The 22546-nt window shown below is 59.3% G+C and carries 16 protein-coding genes, 1 tRNA gene and 2 pseudogenes; 13 read left to right on the top strand and 6 right to left on the bottom strand.

The features are described 5' to 3' along the window. The first annotated feature begins 72 nt into the window (after positions 1-72). From QW861_RS15990 to QW861_RS15980, 3 genes are all read left to right on the top strand, one after another. On the top strand, positions 73-3174 hold the full coding sequence (locus QW861_RS15990) for an EAL domain-containing protein (RefSeq protein WP_316193263.1): 3102 nt from the start codon (positions 73-75) through the stop codon (positions 3172-3174). Between the two features lie 145 nt (positions 3175-3319). Continuing rightward, complete coding sequence (locus tag QW861_RS15985; protein ID WP_315715111.1) at positions 3320-3724, top strand: YccF domain-containing protein; 405 nt, start codon at positions 3320-3322, stop codon at positions 3722-3724. A 311-nt stretch (positions 3725-4035) separates the two neighbouring features. Beyond that, positions 4036-4112, top strand: a tRNA-Arg gene (locus QW861_RS15980). A gap of 195 nt (positions 4113-4307) precedes the next feature. Here QW861_RS15980 and QW861_RS15975 read toward each other — a convergent pair. Beyond that, positions 4308-4544, bottom strand: a complete 237-nt coding sequence (locus QW861_RS15975; RefSeq protein WP_316193262.1) for a multiprotein-bridging factor 1 family protein — start codon at positions 4542-4544, stop codon at positions 4308-4310. A 177-nt stretch (positions 4545-4721) separates the two neighbouring features. On the opposite strand from QW861_RS15975, the gene QW861_RS15970 reads away from it, so the two are divergent. From QW861_RS15970 to tnpB, 8 genes and pseudogenes are all read left to right on the top strand, one after another. Continuing rightward, on the top strand, positions 4722-5204 hold the full coding sequence (locus tag QW861_RS15970) for a hypothetical protein (RefSeq protein ID WP_316193261.1): 483 nt from the start codon (positions 4722-4724) through the stop codon (positions 5202-5204). Positions 5205-5247: 43 nt separating this feature from the next. Then, positions 5248-5427, top strand: coding sequence for a hypothetical protein (locus QW861_RS15965; RefSeq protein WP_316193260.1), 180 nt, complete (start codon positions 5248-5250; stop codon positions 5425-5427). 195 nt (positions 5428-5622) lie between these two features. Further along, entirely contained in the window at positions 5623-5973 is a 351-nt protein-coding gene (locus QW861_RS15960; protein WP_316193259.1) for a hypothetical protein, read from the top strand. A 383-nt stretch (positions 5974-6356) separates the two neighbouring features. Next, the gene (locus tag QW861_RS15955) at positions 6357-6713 is read left to right on the top strand and encodes a hypothetical protein (RefSeq protein ID WP_316193258.1); all 357 of its coding nucleotides are present in this window, start codon (positions 6357-6359) and stop codon (positions 6711-6713) included. Between the two features lie 19 nt (positions 6714-6732). Further along, a complete protein-coding gene (locus tag QW861_RS15950) occupies positions 6733-8187 on the top strand; it encodes a hypothetical protein (protein WP_316193257.1) in 1455 nt (484 codons plus the stop codon). Between the two features lie 94 nt (positions 8188-8281). Next, a pseudogene (locus QW861_RS15945) lies at positions 8282-8746 on the top strand (PHP domain-containing protein); the annotation flags it as partial. Positions 8747-8889: 143 nt separating this feature from the next. Further along, positions 8890-9207: pseudogene (gene tnpA, locus QW861_RS15940) on the top strand (IS66-like element accessory protein TnpA); the annotation flags it as partial. Continuing rightward, positions 9204-9554 carry an IS66 family insertion sequence element accessory protein TnpB gene (gene tnpB, locus QW861_RS15935; protein WP_316193256.1) on the top strand — a complete coding sequence of 117 codons (351 nt, stop codon included), beginning with the start codon at positions 9204-9206 and terminating at the stop codon, positions 9552-9554. The pseudogene tnpA and the gene tnpB, both read left to right, overlap by 4 nt. Before the next feature lie 276 nt (positions 9555-9830). On the opposite strand, the gene QW861_RS15930 is transcribed toward tnpB, so the two are convergent. Together QW861_RS15930 and QW861_RS15925 are read right to left on the bottom strand one after the other, a co-directional pair. Then, a complete protein-coding gene (locus QW861_RS15930; protein ID WP_316193255.1) occupies positions 9831-10097 on the bottom strand; it encodes a conjugal transfer protein TraD in 267 nt (88 codons plus the stop codon). Position 10098: 1 nt separating this feature from the next. Next, positions 10099-10425, bottom strand: a complete 327-nt coding sequence (locus tag QW861_RS15925; RefSeq protein WP_316193254.1) for a conjugal transfer protein TraD — start codon at positions 10423-10425, stop codon at positions 10099-10101. Between the two features lie 171 nt (positions 10426-10596). On the opposite strand from QW861_RS15925, the gene traA reads away from it, so the two are divergent. Next, positions 10597-13608, top strand: a complete 3012-nt coding sequence (gene traA, locus QW861_RS15920) for a Ti-type conjugative transfer relaxase TraA (RefSeq protein WP_316193253.1) — start codon at positions 10597-10599, stop codon at positions 13606-13608. Positions 13609-13736: 128 nt separating this feature from the next. Continuing rightward, positions 13737-13958 carry an AlpA family transcriptional regulator gene (locus QW861_RS15915; protein ID WP_316193252.1) on the top strand — a complete coding sequence of 74 codons (222 nt, stop codon included), beginning with the start codon at positions 13737-13739 and terminating at the stop codon, positions 13956-13958. A gap of 548 nt (positions 13959-14506) precedes the next feature. Here the strand turns inward: QW861_RS15915 and QW861_RS15910 are convergent. The 3 genes from QW861_RS15910 to QW861_RS15900 all read right to left on the bottom strand — a co-directional run bounded on the left by QW861_RS15910 (position 14507) and on the right by QW861_RS15900 (position 22467). Then, positions 14507-15487: a hypothetical protein gene (locus tag QW861_RS15910; protein WP_316193251.1), complete on the bottom strand. Its 981-nt coding sequence runs from the start codon at positions 15485-15487 to the stop codon at positions 14507-14509. Positions 15488-15647: 160 nt separating this feature from the next. After that, positions 15648-21488, bottom strand: coding sequence for a hypothetical protein (locus tag QW861_RS15905; RefSeq protein ID WP_316193250.1), 5841 nt, complete (start codon positions 21486-21488; stop codon positions 15648-15650). A gap of 94 nt (positions 21489-21582) precedes the next feature. Then, positions 21583-22467, bottom strand: a complete 885-nt coding sequence (locus QW861_RS15900) for a WYL domain-containing protein (protein WP_410052273.1) — start codon at positions 22465-22467, stop codon at positions 21583-21585. Positions 22468-22546: the final 79 nt, after the last annotated feature.

Genomic DNA, 22546 nt, shown 5'->3' with positions numbered 1-22546 from the left:
ACCGGACCGGCACCAGTGCCTTGTTATCAAGCGAGCTTGCAACAAGTCATTTCCTCCCGGGTCGATCAAGGCATGCAAGGCGCAGCAGACACGTCAGGGACCGGCGGTAGCGAGCCGGAATGGATTGGCACGTCCCTCTGGCGCGGTCCGGTGCCATGGCTGATCGCGTGCGGAGCGCTTCTGATCGCAGCCATCGTCATCGGGACGATCGTCATGGCCAGCGGTTTTCGGGCGCGTGCGATCGCCAACAACGAGCGCGAACTCGAAAACACCGTGCTGCTGTTGAGCCGGCATTTCGCGCAGCAGTTCGAAGACGCCGAGACCGCGGTGTCGCATGCGATCCGCCGCATGCAGCTCGAGTCGATCGGTTCGCCGGAGGCGTTCCGGTCCGAGATGGCAAGACCCGAGATCAGCGAGATGCTGCGCTCTCAGGTCAGCGGCCTGTCCTATATGGGAGACCTCACGATCGTCGACGTCGACGGCAATTTCGTGAACTGGTCGTCCAGCGACCCACTGCCGCCCATCAACGTCGCGGACCGCTCCTACTTCAAGGACCTGCAATCGGCATCGCGGCCGGACAGCTTCGTGATCCTGCCGGTCATGAGCCGCGTCACCGGCGGCTGGGCGACCATCGTCGCGCATCGCCTGAACGGCGCCAACGGGGAATTCCTCGGCTTGCTGACCCGCCGGGTGGATCCGCACACCTACGAGACGTTCCTGGAATCGATGGCTCTCGGGAAGGGCTCGTCGATCATGCTGGTCCATTCCGACGGCGCCGTGCTGGCGCGCTACCCGCACGCCGAATCCCTGATGGGCGCCAGGATAGGGAACGACGAGTTGCTGAAGGGGGTCGCCGAGAGCGGCCTGCGCACGACCCTGCTCACGAGCTCCGTCGACAACCTGGAGAAGATCGCGTCGGCTTCCAGGATCGGGCGCTTCCCGCTCGTCATCTCGGCCAATAGGCCGGTCGACGATGCGCTCGCGGACTGGCGATCGCAGATGGTGCTGATCGTGGGTGCGGCGGTGCTTGCGATCGCGGTCATCGCCGTGACGTTCAGCCTGATGATCCGGCAGATCGTGCGACAGGGGCGTGCGGCAACGCGTCAGCTGGAGACCGAGAAGCAAAGGGTCGAGACTGCGCTGGACAACATGACGCAGGGGCTGATCTCGTTCGACGCGAACGCATGCGTCGTGATGTTCAATCAGCGCTTCATCGACCTGCTCGGCCTGTCCACGGACGTGATCAGGCCCGGCGCCCACCTCAGCGAGGTCATCGCGCACTGCAAGGCGCGCGGATCCTTCAACGGCGACGTGACCGACTTCTGCGCCGACATCATCGACAGAGCCGCGGCAGGCGGCACGTCGCAGATGATCGCGGAGGGCGGAGCCGGCCGCTTCTTCAACATCATCGACAAGCCGCTGGCCTCGGGCGGATGGGTCACGACGATCGAGGACATCAGCGAGCATCGCAGGCTCGAGCAGGAGCGCGACCGCAACTACGCATTCCTGCGCGAGATCATCGACCACATCCCGTCGCACATCATGGTCAAGGACGTCCGCGACCGGCGCTATGTACTGGTCAACCAGTCGACCGAGCAGCGCTTCGGCGTGCCGCGCGAGGAGATCGTCGGCAAGACGGCGTTCGACCTGCTGCCGCGACCGGTCGCGGAAAAGGTGACCGCGGACGACGACCGGGCTCTGGAGCAGTCGGACGGGCTGTTTCTCGCCGAACATCCCTGGCAGAGTCCGGGGCTGGGATTGCGTTACATCACGTCGCGGCGCATCGCCATCGCGGATGATGCGCAGCGGCCGCGCTATCTGATCAACGTGATCGAGGACACCACGGAGCGGCGGCTGGCCGACGAGAAGATCGCCCATCTCGCGCATTTCGACGCGTTGACCGAGCTGCCGAACCGCGTGCTGTTCCAGGAACGCATCGACGAGGAGCTGGAACGCGCGCGCCACGGCACCTTCTTCGCGCTGCTCTATATCGATGTCGACGAGTTCAAGGGCATCAACGATTCGCTCGGCCATCATGTCGGCGACGAGCTGTTGAAGACGATCGCGCGGCGCATCGAGAGCTGTCTCGCGCCGGAGGATATGGTGGCCCGGCTCGGCGGCGACGAATTCGCGGTGCTGCTGACCACCGTTGCGGACCGGGACGAGGTCATCGTGGCCGTGAAGGAGATCCTCGACGCGATCCGCAAGCCCTATAAATGCCTGGGCCACCAATTGTCGACCGACGCCAGCATCGGCATCGCGCTGGCGCCCCATGACGGCGTCGAGCGCGACCAGCTGACCAAGAATGCCGACCTCGCAATGTATGCCGCCAAGGCCGGCGGCCGCCGCACTTTCCGTTTCTTCGAGCCCGCGATGGATGAAACCGCGCGCGCGCGGCTGCAGTTGCAGCAGGACCTGCGCCGGGCGATCACCGAAGGCCAGTTCGAGCTGCACTACCAGCCGCTGCTCGGCTTCAGCGAGAACGTCATGACCGGCTGCGAGGCGCTGTTGCGCTGGCGTCATCCGGAGCGAGGGATGGTGCCGCCGCTCGACTTCATTCCGCTCGCCGAGGACACCGGGCTCATCAACGAGATCGGCGACTGGGTGTTGCGCACCGCCTGCGCCGAGGCCGCGCATTGGCCCGCCGGCATCCGCATCGCCGTGAACGTCTCGCCGGTGCAGCTCAAATCGCCGACCCTGGCGCTGCGGATCGCAGGCGCGCTGTCGACGGCCGGCCTTGCGCCCGAACGGCTCGAGGTCGAGATCACCGAGGCGGTGCTGATCAGCGACGACGACGTCGCGCTCGGCATCCTGCACCAGTTGCACGACATGGGCGTGCGTATCGCACTCGACGATTTCGGCACCGGCTATTCGTCGCTGAGTTATCTGAAGCGGTTTCCGTTCGACAAGATCAAGATCGACCGCTGCTTCGTCAGCGACATCGGCGCCGGCAGCTCGTCGGCGATCGTCCAGGCGGTGGTGAGCATCGCCACCGCCAGCAACATGACGACCACGGCCGAGGGCGTCGAGACCGGGGCGCAGCAGACGGCGCTGCGCCAGCTCGGCTGCACGGAGATGCAGGGCTACCTGTTCAGCGCCCCCAAGCCGGCGGCCGAGCTGCGCAAGCTGTTCAGTCCGGAAGCGGCGGCAGGGAGCTTGCATGCCGCCGGCTGAGCCCGCTTTGCGGCGCCGTCAACGCCTGGCCGCCCCGGCCGAGCCTGCGGCGCGAGGCCACGCAGATTTCGACGACCGGCCCGCTACCGGCCTTGGCGCGGCGTTCCTATATCCGGAGCGGCAACAACGGAGTTGGCAGGTCGTCATGCAGCCGGTTTCCATGCTTCTGAACATCCTCTGGATCCTGTGCGGCGGCGCCTACATGGCGTTCGGCTGGCTGGTCGCCGCGGTCGTCATGGCGATCACGATCGTCGGGCTGCCCTGGTCCCGCGCCGCATTCAACATCGCCGCCTATACGCTGCTGCCGTTCGGCTCGCGCGCCGTCCGCCGCGACCAGCTCACCGGCATGGAAGACGTCGGAACCGGCGTTCTCGGGCTGCTCGGCAACATCATCTGGTTCGTACTGGCCGGCTGGTGGCTGGCGCTCGGCCACCTCCTGACCGCAATCGTGCTCGCGGTAAGCATCGTCGGCCTGCCCTTCGCCTGGGCCCATCTGAAGCTCGCCGGGCTGGCGCTGTGGCCGATCGGCAAGACCATCGTGCCGGCGTAAGGCGGGTCGGCGGGAGCGGTCCGGCCGCGCACCCCGCCGAACTGCCCCCGCGCCTCGCGGCGCGAGCGGCCCGTCCGCCTGGTCCGGGGAGCATCCAAGGCCGTTGCCGTCGCCCAGGCAATCGGCTAAACGATTTGCCGTACGCACCCGTAGCTCAGCTGGATAGAGCGTTGCCCTCCGAAGGCAGATGTCAAGCTGTTTTGCGAGAGCGTGAGACCAAAAAAAGCACGGAACTTCAGGTACTTAGGAAATCGGCGCGGATTGCTTCACAGCCACGAAGTTTCCGCGTAAGCACTGCGTAAGCAGCGCAGGCACCCGTAGCTCAGCTGGATAGAGCGTCGCCCTCCGAAGGCGAAGGCCACACGTTCGAATCGTGTCGGGTGCGCCACCAATAGATCGCTCTCTCGCAAGCCGGGATGAGCTAGCTGCACATCCCCCAACCACTCGTTAGCGCTTGCGTTCAGCGCCAGAGGCGCCATCGGCCGATTGCGCTTGGTCAATTGAATCCACTCAATCCGGTTGTTTCGAACCTCGGTCCTGCGGCCGTCGATTGAGCAAGTGGGGCGCATAGATTGGGGGCTAGTTAGGCCCTGGGGCTCTTGAGCCTCACGCCCTCGCCTTTCTGATCTGCATCGAGAAATTCTACGCCGGCTTTGACCAAAGCGTCCTGAACAGCTTGCACCGTACTTATCCGAGAATCCACAACGCCGCCTTCGAGCCTAGCAACGGCGTTCAGCGATACGATCGCCTTGTCCGCGAGTTCCTGCTGGGACCAGCCAAGCAACGCTCTAGCAGCCCGAATTTGTCGAGAGGTGATCATGAGATCACCATCGACACCCCTAGCAAAAGCGCCACTGTAAGGTTATAAATGCACCTCTTAAGGGTATTATACACCCATATGAGGCCAAAATCTCATGTGGATAGCCTTGGGAGCTCCGAGCTGAGCCGTCTGCCCGATTTCGGGTGCATGGTGCCGTTTATTGAGGATGCCTGAGCAATGAAGCCCTTTTCGTCCCAACAGTCCTTCGAGTCTCAGACCAAAGCCGGTTCTCACTCTAGCCACCGCGACCGCGACAATCCGAACAATGCCTCTAGACGATCAACTTCAGACCTCGCCCAAAATCGAAAGGCAACCGACGACGATTTAGGCTTGATCGTATTGGGCAAGCAGCTCGAAGAGACTTTGGCCAAGATACGAGCCTTGTACGATCCGGCATCACCAGATCATCTCGATAGACTTGAAACCATGCTCGCCGAGCTAGCGCCTGTAGAACAGGCCATTATGGGCACTCCGGCACGAACGGTAGCCGGCTTGAGCGTAAAAGCTCGCCATGCAGCCTACGTCGTTTCAGAATATTGGGATGCGCCGCTTGATCAGGCCGACTGGCATGCTCGGGCTGTCCGTTCCTTGATTGAAGCGGTTTGCGAGGTGGCATCCGTACCATATTCCTTCGAGCCGAATCCAACAGACGAGAACTAATGACGCCGTTGCTGTTCAACTTTCGATGGAAGGTTTGGAGCGAATGAGCATCGTATCCATCATGGCCGCGATCCTCGAAGAGGAGTTGCGAGAGCACGGCATTCGCGGACTAACCAAACTCGACCGCGAAACGATTGTTCACAGCATGATTGAACGCACGGCCGAACTCGAAGCAGACATCAAACAGCGTCATCTCGGATCACACCTCGATGATGAGAACTGAAGGACTGTTGACGTGTTGCGGACCGCTTCCGAGGATGGAGGAGAGAGCGGACCGATGATGGACTGCAAAAGACGGTCGGCTGGAGTCAGCCTATTTTGATGGTCTCCGCGCGGCAGCGTCGGCGCGGCCATGCGTTCGGGAGCGAACCTTCGCGCTGATCACGGTGCCGGCGAACCGTTGTCCTCGCGCCGATTCATGACCGCATGCATCGAGCGCACGACCTTGACCGCCTCCTGGGTGGAAGCGCTCACCGAAACGCAAACGATCGGACGGCATGTTGATGGGGATGAGACTAACGCCGATGTCGGGACGCTGGTTGATACCTTGCGCACACGGCTCGGTCCCGAACGCGTCTTCCGTCTTGCGCCCGTTGAAAGCGAGATGCCGGAACGCGTGATGAAGCGCATTTCGCCCGCGGCGCCGCCGACCGGGGGCTTTATGGCCGGACGACTTGCCCCGTCCCGCGCGGCTTCTGATGACGCCGGAAGCCGTAAAAGTGATCGCCCAATTGCCGGACTCGCCACCGGCGCAATTCTCCTAGCGTAACCGGACACGCCGCGTCGTCAAGGCCGATGGGCCCGAGCGAATTCTTGGCGAGTGGTGGGTCTCCGACAAGGATATCGGCTTGTCGCGCGACTACTACCGCGTCGAGTGCGCTGGCGGCGAACGCTTCTGGCGCTTTCGCGATGCGCCGGCCGAGGATAGCGGACGCTGGTGGCTGCACGGGATTGGCGCGGCTTAAACCTGCAGCGACGCTTCATCAAACCCGCCCACGACTGGATCGTAGCCCTATAATCACCTTCGCTTTGTTCAAGTTGGCAGTCCCCAGAACTAGCACGCAACCTCTAGCCTCAGTGCGCGCGATTTGATAGAGACACTGCTCATAGTTGCACGGCAGGTGCATTGTTAAGCCAGTCGGGAAGGTGCGCATGACTGATCCAATCGACCGTCGCAGCGATGACCAGCTTTTCGAAGAACTGGGCTACGCAATTTTCGAAAAAGACGCCGGCGGCACCTTGGCGCGGCCTCCGAAGCCCTCGGAACTGATAACGCGCGCAAAAACGTGGATGACTGAGCAAAACGATGCGATTGCCAGTCTCGTCTGCGTTCCCTCCGTCCGAGCCATTGTCGAGGGCAAGCCGACTGGACGCGAAAAATTAATTACCACGATCTCGAACGTGCTCTCGGCCCACTATGTTGGACTTCCACTCGCAACGCTTGCCGAGATCGTGCTCCGCAGCGGTATCTCACAATACTGCGCATCGAAGTGGGCGTCCGTGACCTGAACGCAAGATAGTGCCGGCTATGGCAATCAAACTGCACTTACCGACTGGTGCGCCCGCTTACTATGAATGGCTCTCCACGGTCATTTACGTTGACGACACTTCGCCGATTGGATTGAATCGGCTCCTCGAGCTTAATACGAAAGCTGTCGATGACGGCCTCTTGCCTGCGGAATTGGGGCAATTCCTGACTTCCGCGGGAACCCTCTCTTCTCCCCAACCGTGGACGGATACAGCAGAAGCTATAGCCGACCTCACCTTGCGCCACGAGTTTTGTCATTACCTTCAGGATATCGCGACCGGCGTTGGCTTCTCGGACGAGCTGGTATTTCGATCAGAGTTTCTCAACTTGGTCGGAATGTACAGCGACAAGCAGGATTGGCAGGGACTAGAAACCCTGAGAGCAGACTGCGCCGAGAAAAAATTAGAACAGTTTCAGGTGTTCGTTCCGCCAAAGATCGAAGAGAAACGAAAAAGAGCACGCGCCGAGTTTCTCGAACGCCGAAATATCGCAACGCTGCCTGGAAACGATCCTCGCTACCTGGGCATAGCCAACCTTCTGGAAGCGGATGCGATCGCAGAAGTGCTGATCCATACCTCAAGCCTTCTAAAACAATCCAGAGCGGCGACCTCCTTACTTTTTGACGAGAACGTCGTCCACCTTTGGAATCCCCATGCTATGCCACCCGCGTATCGCGCAGTTTTTGAAGATCTAAGGGCAGTTATCATGGGCAATGAGCACGCCGTCTCGGCAGCCGGGACGGCGGACGGCGCCATTGGACTACTTCATTTTCTTGGGATTGTGCTGCAGCAGCTAACGGATATCGCGCTCGCCTATCCTCCGCCATCGTTCTTTGAGGATGTTCCAGATGATCGCAGAATGTATTTCGATCCCGTCGTGAAGTTCTATTGCTGCTTAAGCGCCTTTCACCAGATGAACGCCCGTGCAGGTAAGAGGATGGTAGAATGGCTGGACGGTGCCTTGGACTTCCAAACGGCTCTCTTCACCGACTCTGAATACGCTGACATATATCCGGACCGGAAAGCGATATACGCAGCCTGGCAAGAGGTGTTTGATAAAATCAGCGGTGACGACGTGATGATGCGCGCACGCAAGCGCGTCGCAAAGACGCGCCAAACTGCAAATGTCTCAGTACGGAGAAGCCCACTCCAAGTGGATTTCATTCAAGGCGGCGGATTGTGGTGGTGGAACTCGAGCCGCTTACCTGTGTCCGTATTTACCACCGATATCGACTCTGTCGTTGACGTCCGTAAAACGCGGGGCCAGCTTATGGTCCGTATCTCCGACCTTCGCCTTCTGGACCACTTGTGCAACGGCAAGGTTATGTTTTGCCCTTTCATCGGGAAGGATTGCGAAGGAGAGACCGCCATCTGCCGCAGCGGGTTCGATGATGTGAAAAATCTCCCCAAAGAGAATTGCGTTTTGCGGCACCGATACGCGCCTGTTTGTGGTTAAGGGATGGGTTGCTTGTACCCCGTTTCAATGGAGTTTGGGCGGAATAAGCAGAGCATGAGCCTTGATTGGCCCATGGAATTGCTCTCTATTTGTTCTGGTGTATGCCGACCTTCAAATCACAAGCCAGTTCTCTTTTTTGCGCGGCGTATCGAGCGCCGAAGAACTCTTTGCGGCCGCCACGGTGCTTGGGATATCGGCGCTCGCCGTCACCGACCGCAATTCGCTCGCGGGCATCGTTCGCGCGCATGAGGCGGCCAAGGTCACCGGCGTCCGTCTGATTGTCGGCTGCCGGCTTGATCTGGAAGATTTCCCTTCGCTTCTGATCTATCCGACCGACCGCGCCGCGTATGGCCGCCTCTGCCGATTGCTCTCCATCGGTAAAACCAGAGCCGGCAAAGGCAAATGCTAGCTCTCGATCACGGATGTGGAAGAATGGTCGGAAGGGTTGCTGGCCGTTCTGATCACCGACAAGCCGCATGATGAATTGGATGGGCAGCTCGGCCGCATCAAAGCGATCTTCGGAGATCGGGCGTACTGCGGCCTCATCCGACGCTTTCGCCGAACGGCGCATGCTGCGTAAGCCCCCGGTGACGGCCGCCTTGCGTCGGCAGTGAGGCTTCGCGAAGCCATAGGACTAGTCCTGGAGCTAATCCTATGGCCAAATCGGAAGTGGAAGTGATCACGTCGTAGCGGCGACGGCGGCATTGGTCGCGGGCTGACAAGGAGCGTGTCGTCGCTGCAGCGTTGCAGCCGGATGCGACGATCCTGGGCGTGGCGCGGGCGTTCGGCGTGCATTCCAGCCAGGTGTTCCGCTGGCGTCAGCAGCTGTGTGGCAAGGAGGCGCCGCCGCCCGGCTTTGCCGCCGTGACGATCACCGCTGAGCCGCACGCGGCAACAGCCTGCGTGCAAGGTCTGATCGAGGTCGAGATCGGGACTGAGACCAAGATCCGGATCAGCGGCGCGGCGGATGCAGCGACGGTGACTGCGGTGATCACGGCGCTTCGGGCAGGCTCGCGATGACGATCCCGATTCCCTCCGGGACCCAGGTCTGGCTGGCGACCGGCCATACCGACATGAGCAAGGGCTTCGACGGCCTGGCGCTGCTGGTCCAGGAGACCATGAAGCGCGATCGGCATGGCGGCCATCTGTTCGTGTTCCGCGGCCGCAGCGGCGGCCTGATCAAGGTGCTGTGGCACAACGGCCAAGGCATGTGCCTGTTCGCGAAGCGGCTGGAGCGAGGCCGCTTCATCTGGCCACAGGCTGAGGACGGAGCGGTGACGATCACGCCGGCCCAGCTCGGCTATCTGCTTGAAGGCATCGACTGGCGGCATCCGCAGCGGACGAGGCGCCCGGAAGCTGTTGGTTGAGCGCTCGAACGTAACGGCACTGATGCGTGCCGGGCGGAGCTGTGATTCCATCCCTGTCTGTTATCCGGCGTGCAAATTTGAACGCCGGTTGACAGGTTGGAAACTCCTCGGGCATCGGCAAGCGGGACTTCAGCCGCTGCGTCGGTTCTGAAGGACCAAGAGCTGCGGTCTACTGCGTCAATAAGCGGAATGAATTCCATTGCTCGCTTCCCTTGCCTGCATACTCGAAGGTCGCCACGGGCAGGCCGTCTCTCCATTAAGATCCTGTGTAACATGTTAACGACGAACCGCCGGACCAGTTTGATCAGTTCTGCTGTGCGTCGCCGAATCCGTCTCGAACGCTTGCTTCCCCTTTGCCACCCACAGCGCTCGCGCCTGTTCGCTCTGATCGCTTTGGAGCTTCTCGGCCATCCAGAGTAGTGCACCATAGATCATGGCGCGGTCGTCGCCAGTCAGGTCCACAATCCCAGCTTTCACGACGAGGCCACCGAGTTCGATGAGATGTCGCGTGCGCTTGCGTCGCTCGACCTGCCACTTGCGCATGTCATACCGCGCCCTTGCGGCCTGAAGCCGGTTGCGCGCCGCCCGGTCGCGCAAGAGGGCCGTCGGTATCGCCGTCAGTTGCCGGCGCATGTCGCCGCGCCCTGCTTTGAAAGAACGCGGCCCCTCGCTTGGCCCATGCCTCCCTCTTTCCGGCCTCTTTTGTCTCAGCCAGCACGATCAGCGCGCCCGCCAGTTCATCCGCGCTAAGCGCATCGGCTCCAGTCGCGATAACCAGTTCACCGAGCTGCCGCACCTTGCGGGTTTTGAGCTCGCGCGCCTTGTCTTCGAGTGCCTTCAGGTCCGCATCAAAGTCCCTCGGTTTGCGCATCTTCGTCTCCATGAGCGTCGATGGAAAGATGATAGCTGGGCTACCTGCGCAATGCTGTAAGGTCGTCAGGACGGTCTGGGATGGGGTAGTCCCTCCCGGGATTTTTTCGAGGGAGTGCGCGCTTATACGTCGTTCCGACGTGCGCTTCGCTGTGCCAGTGATTGGATCGCGATGGCGATCTATCATCTTCACGTCAAGGTCATTGGCCGGAAGGCCGGGAGCAGCGCGGTGGCATCAGCGGCCTACCGCTCAGGCTCGCGGCTGCGTGACGAGCGGCTCGGCCGCGAGCAGGATTTTTCCGGGAAGCGCGGCGTCGTCCATTCCGAGGTGATGCTGCCGGAGAATGCGCCGGGGGCGTGGGGAGACCGCGAACGGCTTTGGAATGACGTCGAAGCGCACGAAGTCCGGAAGGACGCGCAGCTAGCCCGCGAGGTCGAGTTTGCCCTTCCGCGCGAGCTAAGTGAGGCGCAGGGGATCGAGCTGGCTCAAGACTTCGTTCGGGGCGAGTTCGTGGGTCTCGGCATGGTCGCCGATCTCAATGTGCATTGGGACAGGGCCGAGGACGGTCTAACCAAACCCCATGCCCACGTGATGTTGACCATGCGCGCGGTGGACGAGAACGGCTTTGGCCAAAAGGTACGGGACTGGAATCGCACGGAGATGGTCGAGCGCTGGCGAAGGCGCTGGGCCGAGTTCGCCAATGAACGGCTGGCCGAGTTGGACATCGACGCGCGGATCGACCATCGGAGTCTGGAAGACCAGGGCATATCACTGGAGCCGCAAAGCCAGATCGGCGCGCCAGCCAAGCGGATCGAGGTTCGGGGCATCGCAGGCGAAGGCGGTGAGGCCGACCGGGCCGAGATGCACCGCGAGATCGCGCGGAACAATGGCGCGCGGATTGTCGCAGCTCCTTCCCTCGGGCTGGATGCCATCACGCAGCAGCAATCGACCTTTACGCACCGCGACCTCGCCAAGTTCGCGCACCGGCATAGTGACGGGCTCAACCAGTTCAACCAGGTGATGGGCGCGATGCAGGAGGCGCCCGATCTGGTCGAACTCGGCAAGGACGGCCGCGGCCAGGATCGGTTCACCACCCGCGGAATGATCGAGGCCGAACAGCGCCTGTACCGGGCTGCTGAACGGATGGCCGAACGAGGGCGCCATCAGGTTCGCGACGTGAACCGCCGAGCCGCTCTGGCGCGAGCGGAAGCGCGCGGCCTGGTGCTTTCGGGTGAGCAGGCAGAGGCGCTGGCACAAATCACAAGCGGACGTGATCTCAGCGTTGTGGTTGGCCATGCCGGAACGGGAAAGAGTGCGATGCTGGGGGTAGCGCGGCAGGCGTGGGAAGCAGCTGGCTTCGAGGTCCGGGGCATTGCGCTGTCCGGCATTGCCGCAGAAAACCTCGAAGGCGGATCGGGCATTGCGTCGCGCACGATCGCCAGCCTGGAGCATGGCTGGGGACAAGGCCGTGATCTGCTCCAATCCAGCGATGTGCTTGTCATCGACGAGGCGGGCATGGTCGGCACGCGGCAGCTCGAGCGCGTGCTGTCCCATGCTGCCGAGGCTGGAGCCAAGGTGGTCCTCGTCGGCGATCCGCAACAGCTGCAGGCGATCGAAGCGGGTGCGGCGTTCCGGTCAATCAGTGAGCGTCACGGCAGCGCAAAGATCGGCGACGTCCGCCGTCAATGGGAGGACTGGCAGCGGGACGCCACACGCGATTTGGCAACCGGCAAAGTGGGACAAGCGCTTGGAGCATACCGCGCCCACGGGATGTTGCACGAGGCCCAGACCCGCGAGCAGGCACGCGACGATCTGATCGAGCGCTGGGACCGCGATCGGCAGTCCTCACCGGAACGGAGCCGGATCATCCTCGCCCACACCAATGACGAGGTGCGGGCGCTGAACGAAGCAGCGCGCGAGCGGATGCGGGCTGCGGGCGATCTTGACGACGAGGTACGTGTAACGGTCGAGCGCGGCGCGAGAAACTTTGCCAGCGGGGATCGGGTGATGTTCCTGCAGAACGAGCGCGGGCTTGGCGTGAAGAATGGCACGCTCGGGACCATCGAGCAGGTCAGCGCGCAATCTATGACCGTGCAGACCGACGATGGCCGATCCGTGCGTTTCGACCTCAAGGATTACAACCGGATTGACCATGGCTATGCCGCCACGATCCACAAGGCCCAGGGCATGACGGTCGACCGCGTCCATGTGCTCGCAACGCCGGGTATGGACGCCCATAGCAGCTATGTCGCCCTGTCACGGCATCGCGACGGGCTCGAGCTGCATTATGGTCGCGACGATTTTGCCAATGCGGACCGGCTCACCCGCGCCCTGTCGCGCGACCGCGCCAAGGATATGGCCTCGGATTACGACTTGGCCGATCCGGTCCAGAGCTATGCCGAACGGCGCGGGATCGCGTTCCGCGAGCGCTCGGTCGACATAGTGCGCAAGATCGTACCGCAGAAGCTGCGCGAGATATTCGACGGCCTGCGCCCGCCTGCAGATCCCCTCCGGCTGGATGGCGGACGCAAGCCGGAGCAGGCATCGCCGGAAAGGGACGCGAGGCGGACGGGAGCCGACTGGCGCGACATTGAAGCGCTGGAAAGACAGGTAGCCGAAGAGCCTGGCGAGGAATTGCGTCGCTTGCGCACTCAGGCACTCGTCCGACATGCCCGCGCAGTCGACGCCATCGTCACAGCGCAGGGGATGGGCGGCGCGGCCACACCTGCGCAGGTTAAAGAGCTGCAGAAGGCTCGGCAGGCCTTCGAGCAGGTGCGACCCTATGGCTCACATGACGCCGAGTCAGCCTACAAGCAGAACCCCGAGCTGGCCCGTGAGGCCGCCGGCGGCCAGGTCGGGCGCGCCGTGCGCGCACTCCAGCTCGAGACCGGGCTGCGCACCAATCCAAGCCGCCGCGCTGACCGCTTCGTGGAGCGCTGGCAGAAACTCGACCAAGCTAGCCGGCGTCAATATCAGGTCGGCGACATGTCCGGCTACAAGGCGACCCGCTCTGCAATGGGCGACATGGTGAGAAGCCTCGAACGTGATCCACAGCTGGAATCCATCCTCGCCAGCCGTAAGAACGACCTTGGCATCGCGTTCGAGTCAGGCCGACGGCTCGGCCAGCAACTGGCTCTCGCCCATGGCATCGATCTCGGCAGAGGCCGTGGCATTGCAATTTGACCCATCCTGTTTGCCGCCGGCTCTACGCCACAACCGACACCGCACGAGGATCCTCTTGTCTGCCTCCAACTGCTTGGCCTGTCTGATCTCAGAAGCATCAGAAACAACCAGGAAGGGGCAGCACGGCCATGCGCAAACCAGACCGTATCATCCGCATGAAATCCGTCCTCGCAAGAACCGGGTTGTCCCGGTCCACCATCTACCGCAAAATCCGCGAGGGCACGTTCCCGGCTCAGCTCAAGATCAGCGTCAATGGGAGCGGCTGGCATGAGTCCGACGTCAACCAATGGATTGCCGATCCCGTGTCGTGGCGTCCGGACGCGATTTCGACGAAATCCGGTGACGAGTAGAACGGACGCTTGCCGAGGGGTTTTTCAAGTAAGGGCTCAGCTCGAGTTACTGCAGCGCGGCCAGTGCAAGGGTATCCAAAGGTCAGTCGCAACGGCCACGATAGTCGGATCGAGAAAGACCTTCGAGGCCATGCGCTCCACCCCAAGCAATCTTGCATTGCAGCAGCTACGAAACTCTCGGCGAGAGCAGGATCTTAGCTAGCCGAGGGCACCATTTCAATCCGACTAGATCCCGGAGATCCGGATCGTCGCTGGACAGCGCGGGAATAGTGGCAAGGCGCAGCTGCTTGGCGCGCCATATCAGGCGGCGCAATCGATACGGCTGGCTCACCACGGCAGCAGTACGACGACGTCTGGGATCTTGTAATCGGCGCTGCGGCCCTATCGAACGGCCCCCCTCCGGGACTGGGCCCAAAGAATCTGATCGAGCCGACAGAAATCAACGTCTGAACGAACACGTCCCCAGATGTGGCCAGAAAGCGCCCCCTGCAATCGAAGTCACCTTGTTATCGCGCAGCGAGTACGTAGCCGCAATGATCTCAAGAAAATCACGATTGGGGCGAACACGCCGTCGCCCTATTCCACTCGCGTTCCAGCTCACGCAGCCTCGCCGTTTCGACAGGCCGACGATGAGCTAAATCATTGCGCGCCAACCTGCACAGCTTAACGAGGTTCAGTTTCCGCTCCGGCATTTTAGCTACGTATCTCAAATTCCAATAGAGCTGTCCAATTTCAAGTAGATTCGGGTCATGGATTATTTGACCACTCTCAAGTTCGTGAGGCAGTTTAATGTCCTCCCGAAAGCCGTCAATGAGATACGTTCGTATTTCTTCGAGCCAGGGAAATATCTCGGCAATGTGGGCACGCCACAGCCTACGTGTGACCTCCTCACGATCGTCATTCATGACGTGATATAGAATGTGTGAGACCATACGCGCGCCGAACATGTCTTGGGTACCCGCTTGCCAGGACAGCCCTCGCAAAGCACTGTTCATTGCGAGCTTCTGGAGACCAGGAAGCGGGTCTAAAAGATCGGTAGGAGACCAGTCAGACAACATGTCGGCGACGATCGGATCCCATCCAGCGAACTCGACCACGATTCGCTCGAAAAGATTAGTCGGACCGGGTCCGTTCTTTCCCTGCATACGTGTAGATACATAGAGCTGCATGTCGGAAGGACGCACCCTGCCAGCCCACTCGAAGAGATGGACTGTTTCGGCATCTGCTCCGATCTGCGAATTCCTCAACAACGCATGCGGCAAGTCGAAGACCAAGCGAGGCGTCGCGTGCCTTGAGCGAGCCGCTCTTCGAATGGAGCTGAAAAATTCAGCGAGAAACGCTACGAACTCCTTAAACCTCTCCTTCCGTTCGATGCCAGTTAGTTGCACAACCGTGGCCTGAAGTCCTTGGTCCAGAGCGATGTCGTTCGCGAACGCCCTAGGTGGCCGCCGCGCCAGCGGAATAAGTTCATTGGCCATGATTTGCGCAACCCGACCTGCGCCAGAAATATCAACCGTCTTCCATTCCAAGATCCCTCGCAGGTCGACATTTGCGATCAAGTGTTCATGCAAACCAGCCGGCATCGTCGATGGGAGGGCTAGAATGACCGAACGACCTTCCTCGAGGCAATCTACGACTTCGGAAATGAAACTATGTGGGCCCGGGAGGGACCACCATATCCGTCCTAGCTCATTCTGCATGAGGTTTCAGGTGATTCTTGACCAACGGATTAATGAATATCTTGGATCCGATTTGGAACAATGAACCCATCCAGCTGCCGTAGCGGATCAAGCCTTCCAGCGACATCGGCGCGTGACCCGCAAATTCTTCGTCAACTATCACTTTCAAATCGTTATCCTCGATCGGCGACCATCCCGCGATTGACGAAAAAATCGGCTCGAGATCCGGCGAGACGCCAAAGCTGCTCAATACCCCTGCTCGGCGCCAAATATCTTTCTCAAACTCCGCGGCTGCAATATCAATGTTTTCGGCCCGGTCCTGCAGCAGATTCACCAGACGATAGACCCCTTCTCCAGAATAGCCGGCAATCTCAAGCAATTGACCGCGAATCCCGGGAACATCGCAATCGCGCCTCTCTCGCTCGGAAAGATAAGAGCGAAACGTGCCCTCCGACCACAGCTCTACCGATTCCAAGTTTACCTCATTGCCGAGACTAGGCTGCTCGGCCAAAATACGAGCATGCGGCGCAGCGCCGACGAACACGATGCGCACATTTCGTTCGCGAAGCTCGTCGGCGGAAGCGTTTGCTCGGCGAACCCACGACATATCCCAAGCGAGGTTGCTAGGCACGACAGCTACGCGAGGTTCGGCGAAAGACGAGCGGTTTCGCCCCGCGGCCTTTCGCAATAACTCGTCGACACTTCGGACGCGCATGGCCTCGACTGAGCTATCTGGACGGATCGAACGAAGCGCGCGCTCTATGCTTTCAATTCCTGTTGCATGGCTCGCAAGTACGATCGAGACACGAGACGACTCCGCCTCCATGAGCCGGTATTCTTGGGCCGGAGTGAATGGCGACGGCACACCGCGAGCAATATCGAGGACGCGCCTCTGCGTACTCCGATCCCGACTAAGCGGCTCGCGGCTCTCAAACTGGAGCAACTCCTCGCTGATTGACTCTTTAGAGCCGAGCATCGTGACGAGGTTCGGAGATCTCAGCACGAAGCCCTCTCTGCCCTGTTGGGACAGCACGCCAAGACCAACAAGCTCTTCTAGAAGAGCGAGAAATGCTCCGGGGGTACGGTTCTCAAAGAGCTTAGGCGCCCATCCCAAACAAAGCCTGCCAACCTCGTCAGGCTTCATCGGAGGCGCGACAGCGCCGAAGCTGCTCTGCTCTATCGCCGCATTTGTGATAACTAGAGTGATCAGCTTGTATCGATCATCGAGATCGAGACTGAGCCTAAAGCGCTTGTTTATTTCCTCACTAAGCGTTTGGTTTTTGTAGGCAGCATCCAAATCGTCACCAACGATCACAAACGGCGGCCCACCGCGATCTTGCTTGTTCGTTCTAAGCAAATGATTCAACAATTCTCGACAATACAGCTGGACCAAAGCCGGATAGTAATTCGTCTGCGAAAGGATCCGAAGTGGCAACATAGATGATTGGAACTCGAACCCTAATGCAGCTAGCGGTTCGGTCACGAGCTTCAAGCCTTCATTTCTATCCTTATCTACGAAGGGGCCTATGCATATCGGTGTCCCTAAATGACCGAGACTCTGATTAGGAGTTGTGGCGGTCCGTTGAACATTGTGAAGACCGGCCATAACAACCTTGAAGCGACCCTCTGTTCCTTCAAGAAGCTGTCTGAGCCGTACTACGTTTCGGTACTTTTTCTCTTCTTCAGCAAGCAGAAAGACATCAGCCTCGTCAAGCATCAGAATGATTTGTCGAGAGCTTTTGCTCGATAGGAACTTCCGTATGTCGTCAACGACTTCATCATCCGATACGCTGCTAGGTTGGATGCCTACCCCAGCTTCTCGAAGCTCGGATGCTAGTCTTTGCCAAAACCGCGAAGCGTATTCATCCGTCTGCCCGATGTCGTTGATGTCAATGCATTTCACAAAGACGTCCTCGTTTGGCTTGTGCTCTTTGCGTTCGACGTCCCGCAAAAGGGAGGACTTTCCTAGCCGTCGGCCACCGAAAACGAGACTGCCTCCGCGGCGAGCGAGGATTTCGCGTCTTTGTTCTGCGCGTCCGTAAAACATTTCAGGAGGCAGTGGCGTGATCTCGTTGTATGGATTGTAGCGGATGAATGCGCTAGCGATGTTGAAGAATGCCTCCAGCCGGCTCCCCTGAATGAAGGCGAGATAGGCAATCAAAGCGTCGTCCACGGCGATGCTCAGATAACCGTGGTTGTGCGCACGGTGCGCGAGCTCTACTCGGTCAGCATGACCTAGAATGCTAGTATAAAGATGGAAGGTCGCGCGCTGCTTGGCCGCATCTCCCTGCATATGCTGGAACAGCTCGATCGTCTTGATCTGCCCCCTCAGTACTTCGACGAGGTAGTTGCCATCGGCTTCGGATCCAAAGAGCGGAATAAGAAATCCATCCGGGACTAGTAGACGCGCGGAGGAAAGGTAATAACGGAAGGATCTGCCAGCCCCTCTCAGGTCGTCCACCTGCTTGACGTCGAAGCTCAGGCCGCCCACGAATAGCCGCTGGATCGCGGATGCGACGTCGCTCGACGTCCGGAGATCGCTCCATGCCTCGAGCATTCGGCTGGCGTCTTCGCGTTGGGCGGCCGTCATAGAACCACACTCGAACAACCCTGGTACCGGATCTGCCTCTCGCTTCAACACTGACAACGCAGTCTCAATAACTTTATTCCGGTTCGAGCTGAATGCACGTTCCAGGTTTGGCAGGAAGCTGTTCATGTAGTCAAACAGCACAGTATTCGCGCGCGAGTCTCTTGGCAGATCTTCTCCATCGCGCAGTAGCCGCAAATATTCATTTGCGGTGACGATGTCCTTCATCTCGAGCAGCTTATTAATCCGATCAACTGCGACGGGCTTGGCAAGCCCCTCAGATGCCATCCTTTCAACGGTGTTTTTAAGTTGGGAGCGTACGCTCTCGAACTTCTCGTCCAACTGCTGCTCCACCCCGACGAGAATGTCTTTGGCCGCAGGGAAGTCCGCCGCAATGGTCCCACGTCCTTTCTGCTGATCTAGGATGTCATCCGACTTTAAGTCCATGATCGGCAAACGATTGACCCGAATTCCGCGAACTCGCGTTTCGAGTGCTCTCTTCTCGACGTCATTAATGACGTTGAGTGCAATGGCCATGTTGATCTGATCTCGCGTGCTCGCTTGCAGTCTTCCCACTTCGGCGCGGAGATCGCGCACCTCCTCATCGCGTCTCGTGTGCATGAGCGACAGATCAGCTCTTGAGATACCGAGTGTCTCAAGCTCGTTGATGATCCGTCCGGTCGGAATGTGCGCACCGGCGACCATATGCTCCTGAAATGCCCGCTCGTACTGCTCGAACAGAGGCTCCGCTTTTCGCTCCGCCAATTTGATAGCACCGTCGACTAACGCCTGCTTGTCACTCGGATCGGGATCCCAACCACCAGAGAAGCGGAGGCTTGGGATCAATAGCAATTCGCGTCCTAACCATCTGTCCAATGGTATGTCTAATGCTGGCGGATGATATCCGTCGAACATCTTTACGAGCTGCCCCAGGGAGCCCTGGGCGACAATCAAAGCAGTTCGTTCCGATTCCGTTTCGGCGTGGTGCAGTTCAAGAAAGCTTAGAGCCTGACGTAAGTGCTCGCGAAGCATTCCGGTGAACCTATCCACCCCGGAACCCGTGTTACCATTCGACTTAGCTGGCGCCCTTTGCAGATGTCGCAAGCATCTTTCTAGAAACGAAGCTGATGCCGACACATTGTGGACGAGATTGTTTCGCGCGCGCCCTTCGAGCCTATGCGCGATCTTGCTGGCCCCGCTTTGTTCGATGAGGCTGTCGATGTCGTTTTGGCGTAGAATGCCTGTCGCGAGTCGAAGCTGCTCTAAAGCAGCCTCCCCTGTTGTAGCGAAGGCGCGCATGGCTTTGCCAATGAATCCTCGATTGGGGTCTATGAGAGCGGCCCACGCAATTTCGGCAGGTCTAAAGTTTCCGAATCCATGGTAGATATCTTCATTATCTTTCCAGTCTGCGGCTGTTTTCTGCAGCGTCGTCAGGCGTTTTTTCCAAAACTCTTGCTGGTCCGCCTTGGATAGGCTCTCGGGGACTAATGCGGCGCCGTAGCGATCTGCCTCCGACAGATGCTCGACGAGTCGATGTAACGGCGCCGCAGATCCGAATCTTCCGCGAACATGTCGCTGGATGACATTTCGCGCTGTCGACGCAGGCATGAATAGCGCCGGGAAGAGAAGGCCCGACAACAGAAGCAGTAGTGTGGCCCGCTCTGTCGAACCGGCATGCCAGTGTACGTCGAGCGTATAAGCGGCAAGAGCGATGCAGCAGTTAATTATCGGCTCAGGCGGCACGTCGACGACCTCTTGTGTCGCGGTCGTCAGCGCAAGCAGTCTGCGCAAATCGAGAGTTATGTCGTCAATGGAGCTTGGATAGAGTTCTTTCAACGCTTCGGCCAAATGACTCGCTAGTGCATGGCGCCCTCTCGCACTCAGCTCGTTGAGAGCATTTAATCCCTGAACTACGACCTCGGGGATTGCATCGGACCGATGCAGTTCAGATTGATCTTCGGGCGAGGGAGCTGCAGCCTGCTCCTCCATCTCCGTGACCTCAGAATTGAGATCCGGCTCGGCGTTCTCGGAATCGTCGATTGGAGCGTCGATGGTTCTCACCACCTCGGATTGGGCTGCGAATGATGAACCCGATCCGGCTTGGTTATCGACGAGCGCATCTAGCGTCTTCGCAAGCGCGGAACTGCGATTTGCGATTTCTACCAAACGGCTCTGGCCATCGCGCATCGGACCATCCAAGTCGGCGCGACGCGTCACGGCAGCGGCAAGGTACTCTCGCACTGCCGCTTCATAGTCTTGTCGCTGCTGCTTCCATTCGGCAGCGAGAGCGCTAAGATCTGCCGCAGTTGATGCGATCTCGGCCGCCTGCGCCTCGGAATACCGACGCTCGGCCGATAGCTTGAGTAATGCGTTGAGTAGCTTCTTGTCGAACGCGCCTTCCGAAGCCTCCGGCTCCGGCACTGCATCGAGTAGCGCGCTGAGCGCCAACTTCACAATAAGTGTCGGACTCGTCTCAAGCTCACTGTGCTGTTGCGCGCGGACAAGAAGGGCGTTTGCTCGCTCCGAAAGCTCGGCCGCGAATGCAATATTGGGCTCCTCCGCGCCCGTTATGTTCGCGAACCATGATAACTCTTGAAACCAATGGGACTTAACGTCTTCGATAGTGCACATGTTGGAGACGGTTTTCTCCTGAATGACGTCGACAACGTCTGCCTTAGTGGTTTCACGGTCTTCAACGGCGTCATTTGCCGATGCGATCAAGGGTTGACGCTCATAGTCAGCAGCAAAACGCAACAAATCCCGCCAGACCTGTGTATCGTCGCCCCAGGTAATTGCCTTTCGGCTTAGTTTACCACGCAGCACTGCGGCCAACGTGAAATCCTTGAGGAGGTCCGACTCGTTTTTCGAAAGCAATATCTGAGCGATGAAGACGCTGATGTCCTCATCCTCTGCGCCCGCCTGCGATGCCCGGGCTTTGAGTTCCGTCAAACGGTTGGCTTGGCGTAAAACACCGAAGGCTCTCTCGAAAACAGGCTCAAACAGTTTTCTCTTTTTTTGTACCTTGTTGAGGAAGCGAATTCCTCCAGGGACGCCCAAAGTACGATGTACCTGCTCGACGAACTTGGCCTGGTCGAGCTTTCCTTCAGGCCAGTCGGCGATCACGCCCCGGCATTCTTGCGAAATGTGGCGGATATCCGATGGTTGAATATTTCCAATGTTAGTCGCTACCCAGCTCGCGGTCGCCAGAAGGGGAACTTCAATAGTGGGTTTCAGGAGATTGCTGACGCTTTGGTTGTTGCTCAATTTGTTGCCCCGAATATGCAACCTGCTCTTTAGCAACTTAGAGACGAGTTTCCAATCGAGACCCGTGCTCGGGAAGGGAATCCGGCTGCCTTTGTTAAAGTTGTAGGTCGGCCCGAATCAATGCTGCTTCTGCCGCTTCGCGGTTGAGGACGACGATGTGCTGCGTTCTCGGACTGGATTTCGCAGCATCGCCCAATAGCCCGAGGCGCTTAAAGACGTAAAACAGCATTGCGTAGCGAACCTTAAAGATCACACGTCCATCCGTCATACCGTAGTCTTTGGCGACAACCGCTTGCTGCCCAGCGGTCAATGCTGGATGTGGTCCGATCTCTACAGAGAACGTGTCATTCCACAGATCGTCGCCCGAATCGATTCCTTTGGGGTCGCCAAGACTCCGCGCATCCATCATGCGCGGTAACAAGAAATCCTTGTATGTCTCAGTCAGATGGCAAAACGCCCGAGCGTGCCAGCGAAGTCCGTCATAGCCGAATGCATGAGGCGTTATCCGGCGCCACATTGCGTCCGCGCGCTCGGGGTTCATCGATTGATAATATACTTCGATCGAGCGTCGGTCTCGTATCGCACCTATTACTGACTTCAAAACCATCACGTTGACATCGCGGCGGGGCGTGAGCGCAATATCCATCTGCGGGAGGCTGGCAATCCATGATTGCCCGGGCTCAGTGAGCCCCTCAGCGATCGCGCGCAGGCGCGACAGATAATTGTCTGGGTCAGGCCTCAGAAAGATCGGCGAGAACTGGGGACTTGCAACGTAACGCTTGGCGCTTTTGTCGTAGAGCGCGTTGTGAGGCGCACGGTCTTGGTAGAGCGTCAAATCCTTGGATGCCTGCGGAACGGAAACATCGAACATTTCAATAATGTCCGATCGGTTGACCCCGCCTTCCCAGAACAACCGGAACTCGATGAACTCAAGCCGCCGTTCTACACCCCAGCTCAGCGGGGCAGTGTTATCCGCCATCATAATACCTTTCGCCAAAAGGGAATAAAAACTATATAGACATAGAAATTATTCCGATGTAGTTAGTGTCCCCATTACG

It is taken from the genome of Bradyrhizobium sp. SZCCHNRI1029, from assembly GCF_032487555.1.
Lineage (GTDB): Bacteria > Pseudomonadota > Alphaproteobacteria > Rhizobiales > Xanthobacteraceae > Bradyrhizobium.
This window is presented reverse-complemented; position numbering and strand designations above follow the sequence as displayed.

What these genes read in the sequence shown, in the direction of transcription:
- QW861_RS15990 (WP_316193263.1), top strand. Translation starts at nt 73, where the DNA reads ATGCAAGGCGCAGCAGACACGTCAGGGACCGGCGGTAGCGAGCCGGAA.
- QW861_RS15985 (WP_315715111.1), top strand. Translation starts at nt 3,320, where the DNA reads ATGCAGCCGGTTTCCATGCTTCTGAACATCCTCTGGATCCTGTGCGGC.
- QW861_RS15975 (WP_316193262.1), bottom strand. Translation starts at nt 4,544, where the DNA reads ATGATCACCTCTCGACAAATTCGGGCTGCTAGAGCGTTGCTTGGCTGG.
- QW861_RS15970 (WP_316193261.1), top strand. Translation starts at nt 4,722, where the DNA reads ATGAAGCCCTTTTCGTCCCAACAGTCCTTCGAGTCTCAGACCAAAGCC.
- QW861_RS15965 (WP_316193260.1), top strand. Translation starts at nt 5,248, where the DNA reads ATGAGCATCGTATCCATCATGGCCGCGATCCTCGAAGAGGAGTTGCGA.
- QW861_RS15960 (WP_316193259.1), top strand. Translation starts at nt 5,623, where the DNA reads ATGACCGCATGCATCGAGCGCACGACCTTGACCGCCTCCTGGGTGGAA.
- QW861_RS15955 (WP_316193258.1), top strand. Translation starts at nt 6,357, where the DNA reads ATGACTGATCCAATCGACCGTCGCAGCGATGACCAGCTTTTCGAAGAA.
- QW861_RS15950 (WP_316193257.1), top strand. Translation starts at nt 6,733, where the DNA reads ATGGCAATCAAACTGCACTTACCGACTGGTGCGCCCGCTTACTATGAA.
- tnpB (WP_316193256.1), top strand. Translation starts at nt 9,204, where the DNA reads ATGACGATCCCGATTCCCTCCGGGACCCAGGTCTGGCTGGCGACCGGC.
- QW861_RS15930 (WP_316193255.1), bottom strand. Translation starts at nt 10,097, where the DNA reads ATGCGCAAGTGGCAGGTCGAGCGACGCAAGCGCACGCGACATCTCATC.
- QW861_RS15925 (WP_316193254.1), bottom strand. Translation starts at nt 10,425, where the DNA reads ATGCGCAAACCGAGGGACTTTGATGCGGACCTGAAGGCACTCGAAGAC.
- traA (WP_316193253.1), top strand. Translation starts at nt 10,597, where the DNA reads ATGGCGATCTATCATCTTCACGTCAAGGTCATTGGCCGGAAGGCCGGG.
- QW861_RS15915 (WP_316193252.1), top strand. Translation starts at nt 13,737, where the DNA reads ATGCGCAAACCAGACCGTATCATCCGCATGAAATCCGTCCTCGCAAGA.
- QW861_RS15900 (WP_410052273.1), bottom strand. Translation starts at nt 22,467, where the DNA reads ATGGCGGATAACACTGCCCCGCTGAGCTGGGGTGTAGAACGGCGGCTT.